Source organism: Streptomyces sp. YS-3 (assembly GCF_045257485.1).
GTDB lineage: Bacteria > Actinomycetota > Actinomycetes > Streptomycetales > Streptomycetaceae > Streptomyces.
The window spans coordinates 1-15,569 of the sequence record NZ_JBJHPC010000113.1 but is presented as its reverse complement, the minus strand read 5'-3'; the positions used below and the strand labels follow the sequence as shown (position 1 = coordinate 15,569).

Here is a 15,569-nt window from a genome sequence, read left to right as displayed (position 1 = left end):
GGGGAAGGGGGTCTGGGTCACGGTCTGGGTCGCGATCTCGGTCACGGTCACGGGGGAATTCGATCACAGCCGGGGTCATGAGAGACCCCTCGGACCAACTCGGCCGGCCGGTTCGCGAGCACGGTGGTCCGTAGCGATACCGAGCCGCGCCCCGACTGTAGAAGCCGACGCGGGCCAGCGTGGCGGGTCGCCGGAACGCCCACTCGCCGGGACCGTTCGCTCATCGGCGTGAGCCGCAGGGCGCTACCGTGAAGCCATGACCGCACTGCCCGACTGGATGCGCCCGCCGCGCGCGGAAGGCTGGTTCGCGGAGGACCTGGACCGCCTCCCGGAAGCGCCGCGCCACACCGAGCTGATCGACGGAGCCCTCGTATTCATGATGTCGCCCCAGCGGTCCTGGCATGGCCGCCTCGTCACGGCCCTGACCACCACGCTCATGGCGCAGGCGCCGGCAGGTTTCGAGGTCGAGCGCGAGATGACGATCCGCCTGGATGCCCGCAACCGCCCCGAGCCGGACCTCCTGCTGACCGACCTGCCCTACGACCCCGACCGCACCTGGTACGCGCCGGAGGCCGTGAAGCTCGTCGTGGAGGCTGTGTCACCCGAGTCCGCCCATCGCGATCGCACAGTAAAGCTCCGCAAGTATGCGGAGGCCGGCATCCCTCACTACTGGTGCATCGAGGACGAGGACGGCGCACCCGTCGTGCACGTCTATGAGCTCGACGAACCGACCGGGGTCTACGCGCCCGCCGGGATCTTCCGGGGCACCCTCCAGCGCCCGGTGCCCTTCGAGATCAGCCTCGATCTGGACAAGCTGATACCGCCCCGAAGCAGCTGAAGGGCCGGCACCACGTCAGCACTGGAGCGCGGAAGGGGCACGACTCCGGGGAGTCCTGCCCTGATCGGGTCCGGCACAGTTCCAGCACGGTGGCGGCTTACCCCACCCCTCCAAGCAACACCGAGCCGTTGTGTACACATGCGACACTCGGTACGCTTGGGCGCATGACGCAGTCGCTGCCCACAGAGTCCATCCGCGATGTCCGGGCGCACCTGGCGGAGGTCGTGGAGCGCGCCGATCGCGACGACGTGCCCACAGTGATCACACGCCGGGGCAAGGAAGTCGCCGCCGTGGTGTCGATCGAAGTGCTGCGCAGGTACCAGGAATGGGAAGAGCGCGAGATCAACCGGATCATCGACGAACGCATGGCGAATCCGGCACCCGGCATCCCGATCGAGGACGTAATGAGGGAGACGTTGGCGCGTGGCGCGCAGTGAGTGAATACCGCACCGCCTTCCGACCCGAGGCACAGGCCGAGCTCCGCAAGGTCCCCCGCGACATGGCGCTGCGCATCCTCGCCAAACTGACCGAGCTGGAGAGTGACCCGCTCGGGTTCAACACCACAGCCCTCGTTTCGCAACCCGACCGCCGCCGCCTACAGGCGGGCGACTACCGCGTGATCTACACGATCGACAACGGCGTGCTGGTGGTGTGGGTCGTGCACCTCGGGCATCGCTCCACTGTGTACGACACCTGAGTACGCCTGACGTCAAGTCAGCATCTTCAGCACCGGTCCGGCACGGGATGGACGAAGGGGTCGACCTCTCGCGAGTCCGACCCCTTCTGAGCTGCGTGTAACACCACGTTGAGCAACGTGGTGTTGATTCATCCGCTCACACGTTGAACCGGAACTCCACGACGAGGCTTTGACCTGCAGAAATGCGCGGGCATCCAGCACCCATCCAGCACCGTCGAAACCTATCCAGCACATCCAGCCCGTCACGCTACGGACGAAGTGACTCCGAGTCTGCCACGGTCGGGCGCGACGGTCCCATGCCTTGGGGATCAGAGGGCTGTGGTTGTCCGCAGTCACCTTGGTCGGCTTGTGACCGAGCCACCGAGAGACCTCGTGGAACAAGGCACCGTTTGCCAACGCAGCCGAAGCGGTGAGGTGCCGCAACGAGTGCGGAAGCCCTCGCGGACCGTCGATCAGCCCGGCCACGGGCTCTCGTAGGGCTACCGAGCTGGCAATCCAGAGGAAAACCGGCCGGAGTGGTGGCTGATTCTGCTCTCCCGGTTCAACCGTCAGAGACATGCAGTAAACCTGACCCCATGACCTTCGGTTCGAATCAGTTGACCGAGGACGAGACGTGCAAGCGGTTCGTCCTTCCGGCACTCGCGGCCTCCGGGTGGGCCACCCGGCAGATCAGGTCCCAGTACGGGATCAACAACGGGCAACTCGTGCCGACCAAGAGGCGTCACCGCAAGGGAAGGCCGCTGGTCGCCGACTACGTCCTGGAGTACGTCGCGGACGTTCCGATCGCCGTGGTGGAGGCCAAGCGATACCGGCTCAGCGCAGAGAACGGGGTCGAGCAGGCACGGCGGTACGCGCGCAAGTTGGGGCTGAGATTCGCCTACGCCACCAACGGCCATGACATCGTGGAGATCGACTTCAGCAACCCGAAGCAGCCGGTGATCCGGGACATCCAGGAGTTCCCCTCACCGCAGGAGCTTTGGGGGCGGTTCCTTCAGGACCAGGGTGTTAGTGACACACCTCTCGGCGAGCGACTCCTCTCGACCCCGTACGACTACACGCTGCGCAACTCCGACAGCACATCTCAGCGGCCGCGCTACTACCAGCGGGTGGCCGTGACAAGGGCCTTGGCCGCTCTGGCCCGCGACGAGCGTCGTATCTTGCTCGTCTTGGCGACGGGCACGGGCAAGACCATGCTCGCGCTCCAGTTGGTGGCTCGGCTGATGAACACGCCCGAGGTATTCGGCGGCCGGAAGCCACGTGTGCTGTACCTCGCGGACCGCAACATGCTCGTCGACGATCCCAAAGACCGTTACTTCCAGGAAGTGTTCGGGAAAGACGATGTCCACAAGATCACGGGAGGCGAGGCCAAGCGCGGACGGAAGGTCTACTTCGCCCTCTACCAGACCCTGGAGCAGGGTGCGCCTGGAGAGGAGCTCTACCGGGAGTACCCGAAGGACTACTTCGACATCGTCATCGTGGACGAGTGCCACCGGGGGAGCGCCGCCAGTGACGGTCGCTGGCGGAGGATCCTCCAACACTTCTCGCCGGCTGTGCAGATCGGCCTCACAGCCACGCCGGTCGCCGACGACAAACGGAAGACCGACACGTACGAGTACTTCGGCAACCCCATCTTCACGTACTCACTGAAGGACGGCATCGAGGACGGATTCCTCTCGCCGTACCGACTGCGCAGGGTCCGACTGAACGTGGACGTGGAGGGCTACCGGCCGCGGCCGGGAGAGAAGGACATCTACGACCGGGAGATCCCTGACGATCTCTACGGCCCCAAGGACTACGAACGCGTCATGGTGATCCTCGAGCGAACCGAGTTGGCGGCGCGGTACCTCCTCGACCATCTGCGCGCCACGGCCGAGGAGGGGCAGCTCGGCAAAACCCTCGTCTTCTGCGAGAACAACGATCACGCGGCCCGCATGCGAACCGCGTTGTTCAATGCCGCCCCCGAGGAGGTCGCAGCGCTCCCTGACTTCGTGCGACGCATCGTCGGAGACGACGGTTCGCACGGTGGCGAGGCGCTCGAGGAGTTCCGCAAGGCGGACAGCAACGAGCCAGTCATCGCGGTTACGTCGAAGCTGCTGTCGACGGGAGTGGACATGCCGCCGGTGCGGAATGTGGTGCTGTTTCGGCGTATGGCCTCCATGCCTGAGTTCAAGCAGGTCATCGGCAGAGGCACCCGACTTTGCCCAGAGATCGGCAAAGAGTCGTTCGACATCATCGACTTCGTCGAGGCGTCGCGACTCTTCGACGATGCGGCCTTCGACGGACCGCCGCTCAAGGTGGTCCGGGACTGGACCGACGATCAGGGCGAGGTGGTGGACTCGGAGGATCTCACCCCTGCGCCTGAGTCCGGGCCGGATGCGGATGCCGAGTCCGCCGCTGAGCCGCAGGCGGAGTACACCCAGCAGGACGGCGGCGTTTTCGACGCCGATGGCGATTCCGCGGCCGGAGCACAGGACGGCGACATCACCGACGACGAGGAGATTGACAGGATTCTTTCCCGCTCCAGGAACCGGTTCACGGTCAAGGGTGTCGATGTCTACAAGGTGGGTGAGCTGCGGTACATCCTCAAGGACGACGGAAAACGGCTCCAACTAGTGACCGTGCAGCAGTGGGTGCACGACCGGGTGCTGGAACTCGATCTCGATCCGGCCCAGTTGCGCACTCAGTGGGCGCAGGCAAAGAGCCGTGCCGCTCTGATGGCGGCGCTGAAGTCGGCACAGATCGACGTGGAACGTCTGCCTGAGGAGTTGGGTATGCGGGAGGTGGACCCCGTGGACCTGCTGGTGTCCGTGGCCTGGGAGGGGCTCGCCGTCGTGAGCCGGGACGAACGGCTGACGTGGTTCCGCCGGGAGCACGCGGAGTTCCTGGACTCCTTCGGGGATCGGGCCAGGGAGGTACTCGAAGCGATGCTCCTCAAGTTCGAGGAGTCAGGGTCTCCGCAACTGAAGGTGGAGACGCTCAGGGTTCCGCCATTCACCGAGATGGGAAGGGTGGCGGAGCTGACCAGCCGATTCGGAGAGCCGGGGAAAGCACATCAGGCCATCGACGATCTGGCGGCCCGACTACTCACCGCGGTCTGACCTGGGGGCGAAGCGCAGAAATATAAACTGGCTTTACTTTGATGTTGACACGGCGCATCGAAGTAAAGCCAGCTTTGTGTTTTCATTCCTGTACGCTGGAGAGGTGCTCAGAGATCGTACGGACACCCGGGCTACGCTCTGGCGGATCGCCGCCGGACAGCGGGGGTACTTCACCGCCGCTCAGGCCCGTGGGGCGGGGTACTCGTACCAGGCCCAGCGTTACCACGCGCAGCACGGCAACTGGCTCTCGGTCGACCGGGCCATCTACCGCTTCCGCGAGTTCGCGGACCTTCCGAGCGAAGGCGACGAGCAGTTCGTCCGCTGGTCGCTGTGGAGCAGGGGACGCGCGGTGATCTCCCACGCCAGCGCGCTGGCGGCCCATGATCTGGGCGTGGCCAACCCCTCCCGCATCCATCTCACCGTGCCGCGCGCCTTCCGACAGACCACGGACGCGGTGATCCTGCACCATGCCGACCTCGCCGATGGAGACAGTGAAGGGCGTACCGGGTACCGGGTGACGACGCCGCTGAGGGCGCTGGCGGAGGCTGCTGCCGACGGGGAGGACCAAGACGTGCTCGAATCCGCGGTGTCCGAAGCCCTGGAGCGCGGAATGATCACCCGTCGAAAGTTGCTGCACGCAGCCCAGCTCTGCGGACCACGTTCCGAGCTGGGGGTCGAACGCGCACTCGGAGCTCTCTCATGACCGGACGGTACCGGGATGCGGCGGACCTGAGGAGAGCGCTGGAGGCGCGACTCAAACAGGAGGCCGCCGAGACCGGCGCGGACCTGGCTCGACGCCGACGGCTGGTCGTCTTCGACCGCCTCGCGGCGCGGCTAGCCGAGGACCGCGCAGGCGGGTGGGTGCTGAAAGGCGGTGCCGTCATGGAGTTCCGCTTCATCGGGCGCGCGCGTACCACCAAGGACCTCGACCTGGCCGTACGGCCTGAACCGGTCGGCGTATGTCTTGACGGGGATGCGGTCCGCGACCTGCTCATCGAGGCTCTGGATTGCGACCTTGACGCCGACGGATTCCGGTTTCGTGTCGCCGCACCGGCGGCCCTGAGGGCGGACGTCGCCGGACGGGGTGGGTGGCGCTCCTCCGTCGAAGCGCACCTGGCGGGGAAGGTCTTCGCCGGTGTCAGAGTTGACGTGGTCGATCGTGGCAAGGAAATCACGCTCACTGAGCGCCTACCCCTTCCCAACACACTGGAGTTCGCCGGGGCGCCGCCGCGGGCGATCGAGGCGGTCGACCGGCGCCAGCACTTTGCAGAGAAGCTCCACGCGCTCACCCGCGACTACGGCGATCGGCCCAATACCCGGGTCAAGGATCTGGTGGACCTCGTACTCCTGATCGAGAGCGGGCTCTCCGGCGACGTGGACCTGTTGAAGGCCGTGCGACACGTGTTTACGGTACGGGCCACGCACGAGGTTCCCCTCGTGCTTCCTGACCCGCCGCCGCGGTGGCGGGACGACTATCCGGAGATTGCCGAGGAGTTGGCGACCGGCATTCCACCGACTCTCGACGCCGCGATGGCCTTGGTCCGCGAGCTGTGGGCCCGGACGCTTGCCGGGGACGTAGGGACGGGCGACGGAGACACCGCATTTCCGAGACTGAACAAGCAGAAGGACCAACTGAACTGACATGGCAGCTACCAGAAAGAAAGCGGCGGAGAAGGCACCCGTCACCACTCAGGTTCGCCTCGCGTCCCTGATCAAGTCCGCGCGCGACACCATGCGCAAGGACGCCGGCATGAACGGTGACCTGGATCGGTTGCCGCAGCTGTCCTGGCTCCTGTTCCTCAAAGCATTCGAGGAGCGCGTCGAGGAGGAGGGAGAGGCGCTGGACCCGGGCGGATACCGCCGGGCGATCGAAAAGCCATACCGTTGGACGGACTGGGCGACGGACAAGGACCTCAGCAGCAATGAGCTGAAGACCTTCGTCAACGACGAGCTGATCCCCTACCTGGCGGGCCTGGATGGAGAGGCCGACCGAGGGGCGGAGGACCCGCGCAACGTCATCTCGTTGATCTTCAAGGACGTCGTCAACCGCATGCAGTCGGGCACGCTGCTGCGCGACCTCGTGAACATCGTCAACCAGATCCACTTCATCTCGCACGACGACATCCACACCATGGCGTTCGTGTACGAGTCGATCCTGCGGGAGATGCGCGACGCGGCCGGCGACTCCGGCGAGTTCTACACCCCGCGTCCCGTGAACCGCTTCATGGTACGGCAGTCGTTCCTCGAACTCGGCGAAACGATCCTCGACCCGGCCTGCGGGACCGGCGGATTCCTGGTGCAGGCGTACGAGGAACTGGAGGGGAGGGTCAAGACCGAGACGGAGCAGCTTGAGCTTCACGCGAATCTCAAGGGCATCGAGAAGAAGCCGTTGCCGTATCTGCTGGCCTCAATGAACTTGCTCCTCCACGGAGTTCATGCCCCCCGCCTCCGGCGCGAGAACGCACTCCTCACTATGCGGAACTCGCAGGCGGCAGACAAGGTCGATGTCGTCCTCACCAACCCGCCGTTCGGCGGGGAGGAGGAGTCCTCGGTCGTGACGGCCTTCCCGTCCTCTTTCCAGACACAGGAGACGGCCTGGCTGTTCCTGTACTCGATCCTGGACCAGCTGAAGCTAGGCGGCCGGTGCGCCATCGTCCTGCCGAACGGTTCACTCTTCGCTTCCGGCGATAATTCGATCGGCGCAAAGATCAAGAAGAAGCTGATGAAGGAGTGCAACCTGCACACCGTCGTCCGCCTTCCGCAGGGCGTCTTCGCGCCCTACACCCAGATCCCGTCCAACATCCTCTTCTTCGAGAAGACCGGCCCCACGCGGGACGTCTGGTTCTACGAGATTCCGCCACCGGAGGGCCGCCGCGGCTACACCAAGACGAAGCCGCAGCGACTGGAGGAGTACGACGACTGCGTGGCCTGGTGGGGCGGCAAGGCGCGCGAAGGCCGCGAGGCCGGGGAGCGCGCGTGGTCGGTCGCGGCGGCGGAGATCATCGCCGACGGCTACAACCTCGACCGTGCCAACCCGCACATCGGCGACGAGCTGGCACACCGCACTCCTGAGGAGCTGGTGGACGAGCTGGTCAAGACGGAGGAAGAGATCCTGGAGCTGCTGCAGGGACTCAAGGCGGGGCTCAGGGAGACGTCGTCATGACCAAATATCCAGTTGTGGTTCTAGGCGAGGTACTAACGCCTGCCAAGGACGTTGTCACGGTCGATGAGGACGCACAATACGAAACGGCGGGGCTTTACAGCTATGCGCGCGGTCTGTTTCGCCGACCCGTAATTTTCGGTTCGGAGACCAATTACCGTCAATACAATCGCCTGCGATCCGGTCAAATCGTGTACAGCAAGCTCTTCGGCTGGGAAGGAGCCGTCGCATACGTTCCGGATGAGTTTGACGGAGTTCACGTCTCACATGAGTTCCCGACATTCGAATTCGACGACACAAAGCTCGATCCGGGATACGTACGACACTATGTGACCTGGCCCAGCTTCCACGCTGCGCTGAGCAAGGAAGCCTCGGGCATGGGGTCTCGGCGGCAACGAGTAAAGCCCGAACGATTTCTCAGCAGCCAGATCCCACTGCCCGACTTGGTCGAGCAACGCCGCATTGCCGACAAGCTGGATGCGACGATGGGCAGTATTGCCCGAGCGGTGCAGCTGAAGAAGGAGTCGGACGCGCTCGTGCGACAGCACGCAGATTCGCTGCTCCGGTCTGTGGACCGGGTTGCGGCCCTCAGCTCCGCTCTTCGCGTCGACCAGGACTTTGTCGACGTCTCGTCCGACGAGAAGTACGCCGTCACCGGCATCTACAGCTTCGGCAAGGGGCTCATCAAGCGTCCCGTCATTCAGGGCTCCGAGACCGCGTACCCGCGATTCGCGCGCCTGCGTAAGGGCCAAGTCGTAATGAGCAAGCTGAACGCATGGGAAGGAGCGCTGGCTGTCGTCGACGAGAGCTTCTCGGGTACCTACGTCTCGCCCGAGTACCCGGTTTTCAGCCTAAACACCGAGACCGCGGACCCCGAGTACATCGGGCACCTCCTCGCGTGGCCGGAACTGTGGTCCAGGCTGACGCCTCGCGGCTCGATGGTGCGACGAAAGCGCACCACCCCCACCACCCTGCTCTCCGCGGAGGTCCCGCTGCCTCCGCTGGAGGAACAGCGCCGCATCGGGGAACGCCTCACGCTCGCCCGACGGGTCGCCGAGGCCGGCGCCCAGCAGATCGCCGACCTGGAGGTGCTGCGTAAAGGGCTGCTCGACGCCGCCTTCTCCGGGCGCCTGTAGGCGAGTCAATCGGGTGGGACTCGCCGCCATCCCGCATCCGTGACCACCACGTGGTCGAGGAAGCGCAGACCGACCGCCTCCGCCCCCGCCGCAAGGCGGGAAGTCGTGAGGCGGTCGGCATCGCTCGGTTTCAGGCGGCCGGTTGGGTGGTTGTGGGCGACGCCGAACGCGGCACCGCCGAGGGCGAGAACGCGGGCGAGGGTGTCACGGACCGGGACGAGAGTGCGGTCGGACGCGCCGTCGGTGAGGACGGAGGTACGGAGGACCGCGCCCGTCCCATCGCAGGTCACCAGAACCGCGCGTTCATGGCGCAAGCCACGGAGGAGAGGGCTCGCGACAGCTGCCAGGTCGGCAGAGCCGGAAATTCGCCGCAGGCCGGGAGCCTGCTGGACCGCAACCCGCCGTCCCAACTGGAACGCCGCCGCGACCCGCGCCGCCTTCGCCGGGCCCACTCCCGGTAGACCGGCAACGAGCTCATGGGCAGGGACACGCGAGAGCGCGTGCAGCCCACCGTGCCGGGCGATCAGCCGTCCCGCCAGTTCCACGGCGTCTTGGCCGGCCAGGCCCGCCCCCAGCAGCAATGCGAGAAGCTCCCGGTCGGACAGCGCCTCTGCACCCCGGTCGAGCAGCCGTTCTCGTGGCCGATCCTGCGCGGGGACCTCCCTCATGCGCATGCCGATCAGGCCCGGCTAGTCAACCGAGTCGCGGTCGAACGGCTCCGCGTCGTCAGGTACGGGGGCGGGCTCCTCGGACTCCTCTGCGCCCATCGACGTGACGTCCGGCCTTGAGCCATCGCCACCCTCGGCCGCCGATCCGATCAGGTCGATCAGACGCGCGTGCAGAGTCCGCGAGCGAGCCTTCAGGAAGCCGTCGTAGTCATCGCGCAGCGCGGCCTGGTAGGCATCCTCCTCGATGAGACACGTTCGCAACCGAGCGCGCAGCGTGTCCTCACCGTGCCAGTCGACCAGGTCCCGCAGATACACGGAGGGCGGAGAATCGGAGACGTTGTTATTGGTGATCGCGCTCAACATGATCAGGTTTCCGCACACGTTCGCCCGAGCCGCGCTCACTCCGCGTCGCTTCAAAAAGGCGCGCGGGAAAAAGTGGTGGAACTGCTTGTCGTTCTGCCCGGCCAGCGCCTTGTCAGTGTCGATGGCCTGCCCGGTGTTGAGGTCCACCGGCTTCTCGTACGACATGAGCAGAACGTGCAGCTTGGTCGGCGCGTTGGCACGGGAAAACTGGGTCCGCTGCCAGAGCACGTCGCGCGGCAGCGCCGCCCCCGTCTCGATCTCCGTCACCTGGCCATCAGCGAAGGCGCTCACTGCGTCGAGGTCCGCCGTCATCTGAGACTCGCGCCAGCCCTTGAAGTACTCGCTGCTCGCCGTCAGCCAGAACCACCGGGCGATCGCCGCGTACTGATCGGCGGACGGCTTCGGGAGCCGTCGGAACAGCTCCACCAGGACCGCGAACTGGTTGTAGTACGGCAGAGCCTCGGCGCGAGGAGTGCGGATCTGTGTGTAGAGGAAATCGACCGCCCGAGCGGCGGCTTTGCCCGCCTCGCTCACGGCGTCCTGCAACTCCGCGCGGTCGAGACGCCGCAGGTCCTGAATGGACTTCGTGGAGAACCCCAGGCCAGCAGCTGCGGAGATTGTGCGGAGCATCGTCTTGGTGTCAACCCGGCCGTACCGCTTCCGGTCGAGAACCCGCAGCAGCTGCTCGATCTCCTCCTTGAGATCGAAGTCCTTCGACCAGGTGCCCGCGCGCACCAGGTCGACGATATCCATCCGTGTACCCGTGCTGTTGATCCGCTCGAAGATACGGGCGGAGTCCTCTTCCGTGACCTCGAGCATGGTTACTACCGGTACCTGATAACCGCGGAACTGGTCGCTGAGGGCTTGGGCCCGCCCGACGTGTTCTTCCGCCGGCTTGTCTCGCATCACCCAAGCCATCATCGAGCTGGCCGAGTCCAAATCGCGTATGGGAATGACATGCGCACCAGCCGGGGTCTCCTCCGTGAGGTACAGGAACTCCTCACGAGCCAGGTCGAATCCGATATTCCACCGCGCCCCCTCGCCGTGCATCGCGCCCACGATGCTCGCCAACCGCTGCTGGCCGTCGATGACGTACTGCACCGGAGACCCGGAAACCGGCGGGGCAGCAGTCAGCCCTGCGATCTCGTGACCGCTGGCCAGCTTCCGGTCGGATGTACGCCACATCAACAGACTGCCGATGGGGTAGTTCCGGCGGACCGAGTCCAGCAGATAGAGCACCTGCTCCGGCTCCCAGACGAACGCCCGCTGGTACTTCGGCAGAACGATCTCCCCGGACAGCACGCGGTGTGCGAGCGTCGAGATCGGCACAATCGTCGGTTCGGGCGCTGTGACGCGCCCGAACCCCTGAGATGACCCCATTCCGCCCCTCCACTGCTGTGTCTGCTCGCCAGCTGTCGAGACGATCCTAGAAGGCAGCACTGACAATCCGCCGACCACGTCGGAGGACCAGCACAGGGACGCAGCCCACCGCGGGCCGGCGTGCCATACAGACACCCAGCACGAATCCAGCACGGTACGGATATGAGAGGTGACGAGGGGTCAGATTATTATCCAGCACCGATCCAGCACGGGAAAAACAAGGGGCCCAATCCCGAAGGATCGGGCCCCACCTGGCCTGCATGTTTGCCAGATCAGTGACGTGGTGATATGTCAGCCGCTACACATTGAAGCGGAACTCCACCACGTCCCCGTCCTGCATCACATACTCCTTGCCCTCCATCCGCGCCTTCCCCTTCGCGCGGGCCTCGGCGACCGAGCCGGTTTCGATGAGGTCGTGGAAGGAGATGACCTCCGCCTTGATGAAGCCCTTCTGGAAGTCGGTGTGGATGACACCGGCCGCCTCGGGGGCCGTCGCGCCCTTCTTGATGGTCCAGGCGCGCGCTTCCTTCGGGCCGGCCGTCAGGTACGTCTGGAGGCCGAGGGTGGCGAAGCCGACGCGGGCCAGCGTGGCCAGGCCCGGCTCCTCGGCGCCGACGGACTGAAGGAGCTCCAGCGCGTCCGCCTCGTCGAGCTCGGCGAGGTCCTGCTCCAGCTTGGCGTTGAGGAAGATCGCCTCGGCGGGGGCCACCAGGGCGCGCTGCTCGGCCTTGAAGGCGTCGTCGGTGAGCTCGTCCTCGTCGACGTTGAAGACGTAGAGGAACGGCTTCGCCGTGAGGAGGTGCAGGTCGTGGAGGAGCTCCGCCTTCTCCGAGCCCTGGACGATCCCGGCCGAGAAGAGCGTGTCGCCCTTCTCCAGGATCTCCTTGGCCGCCTCGACCGCCGCCACCTTGGGGGCGACGTCCTTCTTGATCCGGGACTCCTTCTGGAGGCGCGGCAGGACCTTCTCGATGGTCTGGAGGTCGGCGAGGATCAGCTCGGTGTTGATCGTCTCGATGTCGTCCTTCGGGGACACCTTGCCGTCGACGTGGACGACGTTCTCGTCCTTGAAGGCGCGGATGACCTGGCAGATCGCGTCCGACTCGCGAATGTTGGCCAGGAACTTGTTGCCCAGGCCCTCGCCCTCGCTGGCGCCGCGCACGATGCCGGCGATGTCGACGAAGTCGACCGTCGCCGGGAGCACGCGCTGCGAGCTGAAGACCTCGGCGAGCTTGTGGAGGCGGGCGTCCGGGACGCCCACGACGCCGACGTTCGGCTCGATGGTGGCGAACGGGTAGTTGGCCGCCAGTACGTCGTTCTTGGTCAGGGCGTTGAACAGGGTCGACTTGCCGACATTCGGCAGACCGACGATTCCGATCGTGAGCGACACGTTGGCGACTTCCCGGTACGAGGGTGATGGTCCGTCCGCCCCCGGGGCGGGGGCCGACGCCCCCGCGGATGGGGGCCGACTCACCAGTTTACGGGCGCGCCGTGGCGTCGGCGACGGCCCTCGTCGGGTCCGGGCCCGGCCCGTCCCTACCGCCCCGAGGGTCGGTTTCGCGTCGAACGCAACGCCAAGGTCACCCAAAGGGCGTGTCCCACAGGTCGTTCCTCCCCCCTTGCGACCTACGTTGGTGCGGTGGAGCAATACAGGACGCGCACCCCGCAGCCCGGACAACGAGCACGCACCGCCGGCGGCCCGGCCGCGGGCACGGGCGCGCCCGGCCGTACCCCCGGCCGGGCCCCACTCGGACCGCCCGTCCCCGCCGGGGAGGCGGCGGCCGTCTACCAGGTGGCGGCCCGGCCGGCCCCGCCGTTCGTGCTCGCCCTGCGCCGGCTCCCCCAGCCGCGCCTCACCAGCCTCGGCGGCGGCCTCTTCTCCGCCGCCGTGATGTTCCTGGTCGGCTGTCTGGACTGGCTGATCTTCGACGGCTCGCCCGCCGTGTACGGGGTGCTGTTCCTGCCGGTGAGCGCCGTCACCGCGCTCTGGGTGCGCCCCGCCGACCTGGTCAGCGCCCCCATCAGCGTCCCGATCGCCTTCGCGTTCGGGATCGTGCCCATCGCGGGCGGCTCCGGCGGCATCGGCGGCCAGGCCATGGCCGTGGTCACCGCCCTCGCCCTGCACGCGGGCTGGCTGTACGGCGGGACGCTGGTGGCGGGCGTGATCGCCAGCGTACGGAAGCTGCGGCTGATGGGGCGGCGGACCGCCCGGCCCGCCGGCCCCGGACCCCGGCGCTAGGAACCACCCCACGCCGCTGTCATTCGGGGCCTCACCGCCCGGGGCCGCCACCGCCATTCCCCGGCTCCCACGGGGGCGCGCCCCTCACGGGCGCGCCCCGGTGGCTACCGCCGCGCCGCCGTCATCGCCGCCCCCACGATCCCCGCGTTGTTCTGCAGCTCCGCCGGGACCATCTCCGCCCGGATCCCCTCGATCAGCGGCAGGAACTTCTCCGCCTTGCGGCTCACTCCGCCGCCGATGATGAAGAGCTCCGGCGAGAACAGCATCTCCACATGGGCCAGGTACTTCTGGACGCGGTGGGCCCAGTGGGACCAGCTGAGGTCCTCGTCCTCCTTGACCTTGGTCGACGCGCGCTTCTCCGCGTCGTGGCCGTGCAGCTCAAGGTGGCCCAGCTCGGTGTTGGGCACGAGGCGGCCGTCGAGGAAGAGGGCGCTGCCGATGCCCGTACCGAACGTCAGCAGGATCACCGTGCCCTTGCGGCCCCGGCCCGCGCCGAAGCTCATCTCGGCCACGCCCGCCGCGTCCGCGTCGTTCATCACCGTCACCGGCAGGCCGCCCAGGCGGTCGGTGAGCAGTTGGGCGCCGTCCACGCCTATCCAGGTCTTGTCGACGTTGGCCGCCGTGCGGATCGTGTTGCCCGTGACGACACCTGGGAAGGTGACGCCGACCGGGCCCGACCAGCCGAACTGGGCGACCACCTCCGCGACGCCCTCCGCCACCGCCTCCGGCGTCGCGGGGTGCGGGGTGAGGACCTTGAACCGCTCCTGGGTCAGGTCGCCGCGCTCCAGGTCCACGGGAGCACCCTTGATCCCGGACCCGCCGATGTCCACTCCGAACACGTTCATGGACCCCACGTTACGGGCGGGCACTGACAGTCACCCACAGAACCGCTTGACCAGGGCTAATTCCCGGACAACTCCGCGGCCTCGGCGCGCAGATCGCGGCGCAGCTCCTTCGGCAGCGAGAACGTGATCGACTCCTCCGCCGCCTTGACGATCTCCACGTCCTCGAAGCCGCGCCGGGCGAGCCATTCCAGGACGCCGTCGACCAGGACCTCGGGGACGGACGCGCCGGAGGTGAGGCCGACCGTGGTCACGCCCTCCAGCCACGCCTCGTCGATCTCGTCGGCGAAGTCCACCAGGTGGGCGTCGCGCGCGCCCGCGCCGAGGGCGACCTCGACCAGCCGGACCGAGTTCGAGGAGTTCTTGGAGCCGACGACGATGACCAGGTCCGCGTCCTCGCCCATCTGCTTCACCGCGATCTGGCGGTTCTGCGTGGCGTAGCAGATGTCGTCGCTCGGCGGGGAGACCAGCAGCGGGAACTTCTGCTTGAGGGCGTCCACCGTCTCCATGGTCTCGTCGACCGAGAGGGTGGTCTGGGAGAGCCAGACGACCTTCGACTCGTCGCGGACCTCCACGTTCGCCACATCCTTGGGGCCGTCGACCAGCGTGATGTGGTCGGGGGCCTCGCCGGAGGTGCCGATGACCTCCTCGTGGCCCTCGTGGCCGATCAGGAGGATGTCGTAGTCCTCCTTGGCGAAGCGCACGGCCTCCTTGTGGACCTTGGTGACGAGGGGGCAGGTCGCGTCGATGGTGGCGAGCCGGCGCTCGGCCGCCTCCTCGTGCACGGTCGGCGCCACGCCGTGCGCCGAGAACATGACGATCGAGCCCTCGGGGACCTCCGCCGTCTCCTCGACGAAGATCGCGCCCTTCTTCTCCAGCGTCTGCACGACGTACTTGTTGTGGACGATCTCGTGGCGCACGTAGATCGGCGACCCGTACTGCTCCAGGGCCTTCTCGACGGCGATCACGGCGCGGTCCACACCCGCGCAGTAGCCACGGGGTGCTGCGAGCAGGACACGGCGGGCAGGCGTTGCAGTCATGCGGTCCATGGTACGGCCGGGGTCCGACACCCCTGGCCTGCCCGGCGGGCCAAAGATCGTCGGCCCGACGACACTGGCCGCATGGGTGCGCACAGCGAGGAAGGCGGGGCG

Annotated in this window: 14 protein-coding genes; 9 read left to right on the top strand and 5 right to left on the bottom strand. The window is 66.8% G+C overall.

Annotated features, from left to right (window positions below; genetic code table 11):
• Positions 1 to 256 precede the first annotated feature (256 nt).
• The 8 genes from ACJA3G_RS12830 (at position 257) to ACJA3G_RS12795 (ending at position 8,929) form a co-directional block, all read left to right on the top strand.
• Positions 257 to 838: a Uma2 family endonuclease gene (locus tag ACJA3G_RS12830; protein ID WP_406553073.1), complete on the top strand. Its 582-nt coding sequence runs from the start codon at positions 257 to 259 to the stop codon at positions 836 to 838.
• A 164-nt stretch (positions 839 to 1,002) separates the two neighbouring features.
• Positions 1,003 to 1,275 carry a type II toxin-antitoxin system Phd/YefM family antitoxin gene (locus ACJA3G_RS12825; protein ID WP_406553072.1) on the top strand — a complete coding sequence of 91 codons (273 nt, stop codon included), beginning with the start codon at positions 1,003 to 1,005 and terminating at the stop codon, positions 1,273 to 1,275.
• Positions 1,272 to 1,535, top strand: a complete 264-nt coding sequence (locus ACJA3G_RS12820; RefSeq protein WP_406553071.1) for a type II toxin-antitoxin system RelE/ParE family toxin — start codon at positions 1,272 to 1,274, stop codon at positions 1,533 to 1,535. Before ACJA3G_RS12825 ends, ACJA3G_RS12820 begins: the two co-directional genes overlap by 4 nt.
• A gap of 575 nt (positions 1,536 to 2,110) precedes the next feature.
• Complete coding sequence (hsdR, locus tag ACJA3G_RS12815) at positions 2,111 to 4,633, top strand: EcoAI/FtnUII family type I restriction enzme subunit R (RefSeq protein WP_406553070.1); 2,523 nt, start codon at positions 2,111 to 2,113, stop codon at positions 4,631 to 4,633.
• Between the two features lie 103 nt (positions 4,634 to 4,736).
• The gene (locus ACJA3G_RS12810) at positions 4,737 to 5,336 is read left to right on the top strand and encodes a hypothetical protein (RefSeq protein ID WP_406553069.1); all 600 of its coding nucleotides are present in this window, start codon (positions 4,737 to 4,739) and stop codon (positions 5,334 to 5,336) included.
• Positions 5,333 to 6,274, top strand: coding sequence for a nucleotidyl transferase AbiEii/AbiGii toxin family protein (locus ACJA3G_RS12805; RefSeq protein WP_406553068.1), 942 nt, complete (start codon positions 5,333 to 5,335; stop codon positions 6,272 to 6,274). Before ACJA3G_RS12810 ends, ACJA3G_RS12805 begins: the two co-directional genes overlap by 4 nt.
• A 1-nt stretch (position 6,275) precedes the next feature.
• The gene (locus ACJA3G_RS12800; RefSeq protein ID WP_406553067.1) at positions 6,276 to 7,796 is read left to right on the top strand and encodes an N-6 DNA methylase; all 1,521 of its coding nucleotides are present in this window, start codon (positions 6,276 to 6,278) and stop codon (positions 7,794 to 7,796) included.
• The gene (locus ACJA3G_RS12795; RefSeq protein WP_406553066.1) at positions 7,793 to 8,929 is read left to right on the top strand and encodes a restriction endonuclease subunit S; all 1,137 of its coding nucleotides are present in this window, start codon (positions 7,793 to 7,795) and stop codon (positions 8,927 to 8,929) included. The genes ACJA3G_RS12800 and ACJA3G_RS12795 overlap by 4 nt, the downstream gene beginning before the upstream one ends.
• A gap of 5 nt (positions 8,930 to 8,934) precedes the next feature.
• On the opposite strand, the gene radC is transcribed toward ACJA3G_RS12795, so the two are convergent.
• From radC to ychF, 3 genes are all read right to left on the bottom strand, one after another.
• Positions 8,935 to 9,597, bottom strand: coding sequence for a RadC family protein (gene radC, locus ACJA3G_RS12790; RefSeq protein WP_406553065.1), 663 nt, complete (start codon positions 9,595 to 9,597; stop codon positions 8,935 to 8,937).
• Positions 9,598 to 9,618: 21 nt separating this feature from the next.
• The gene (locus ACJA3G_RS12785) at positions 9,619 to 11,340 is read right to left on the bottom strand and encodes a DUF262 domain-containing protein (protein ID WP_406553064.1); all 1,722 of its coding nucleotides are present in this window, start codon (positions 11,338 to 11,340) and stop codon (positions 9,619 to 9,621) included.
• A 298-nt stretch (positions 11,341 to 11,638) separates the two neighbouring features.
• Entirely contained in the window at positions 11,639 to 12,727 is a 1,089-nt protein-coding gene (gene ychF, locus ACJA3G_RS12780; protein ID WP_406553063.1) for a redox-regulated ATPase YchF, read from the bottom strand.
• Between the two features lie 249 nt (positions 12,728 to 12,976).
• Between ychF and ACJA3G_RS12775 the strand changes: the two genes are divergently transcribed.
• On the top strand, positions 12,977 to 13,576 hold the full coding sequence (locus tag ACJA3G_RS12775; RefSeq protein WP_406553062.1) for a DUF6542 domain-containing protein: 600 nt from the start codon (positions 12,977 to 12,979) through the stop codon (positions 13,574 to 13,576).
• A 104-nt stretch (positions 13,577 to 13,680) separates the two neighbouring features.
• Here ACJA3G_RS12775 and ppgK read toward each other — a convergent pair whose 3' ends face one another.
• Positions 13,681 to 14,421 carry a polyphosphate--glucose phosphotransferase gene (gene ppgK / locus ACJA3G_RS12770; protein WP_406553061.1) on the bottom strand — a complete coding sequence of 247 codons (741 nt, stop codon included), beginning with the start codon at positions 14,419 to 14,421 and terminating at the stop codon, positions 13,681 to 13,683.
• A gap of 56 nt (positions 14,422 to 14,477) precedes the next feature.
• Positions 14,478 to 15,467 (bottom strand): 4-hydroxy-3-methylbut-2-enyl diphosphate reductase, encoded by a 990-nt coding sequence (locus ACJA3G_RS12765; RefSeq protein ID WP_406553074.1) that lies wholly within the window; start codon positions 15,465 to 15,467, stop codon positions 14,478 to 14,480.
• Positions 15,468 to 15,569 lie beyond the last annotated feature (102 nt).

Bases quoted from the DNA above. Each gene is read 5' to 3' on its own strand.
- ACJA3G_RS12805 (WP_406553068.1), top strand. From the start codon at position 5,333: ATGACCGGACGGTACCGGGATGCGGCGGACCTGAGGAGAGCGCTGGAG.
- ACJA3G_RS12825 (WP_406553072.1), top strand. From the start codon at position 1,003: ATGACGCAGTCGCTGCCCACAGAGTCCATCCGCGATGTCCGGGCGCAC.
- ACJA3G_RS12785 (WP_406553064.1), bottom strand. From the start codon at position 11,340: ATGGGGTCATCTCAGGGGTTCGGGCGCGTCACAGCGCCCGAACCGACG.
- radC (WP_406553065.1), bottom strand. From the start codon at position 9,597: ATGAGGGAGGTCCCCGCGCAGGATCGGCCACGAGAACGGCTGCTCGAC.
- ACJA3G_RS12830 (WP_406553073.1), top strand. From the start codon at position 257: ATGACCGCACTGCCCGACTGGATGCGCCCGCCGCGCGCGGAAGGCTGG.
- ppgK (WP_406553061.1), bottom strand. From the start codon at position 14,421: ATGAACGTGTTCGGAGTGGACATCGGCGGGTCCGGGATCAAGGGTGCT.
- ACJA3G_RS12800 (WP_406553067.1), top strand. From the start codon at position 6,276: ATGGCAGCTACCAGAAAGAAAGCGGCGGAGAAGGCACCCGTCACCACT.
- hsdR (WP_406553070.1), top strand. From the start codon at position 2,111: ATGACCTTCGGTTCGAATCAGTTGACCGAGGACGAGACGTGCAAGCGG.
- ACJA3G_RS12795 (WP_406553066.1), top strand. From the start codon at position 7,793: ATGACCAAATATCCAGTTGTGGTTCTAGGCGAGGTACTAACGCCTGCC.
- ACJA3G_RS12765 (WP_406553074.1), bottom strand. From the start codon at position 15,467: ATGGACCGCATGACTGCAACGCCTGCCCGCCGTGTCCTGCTCGCAGCA.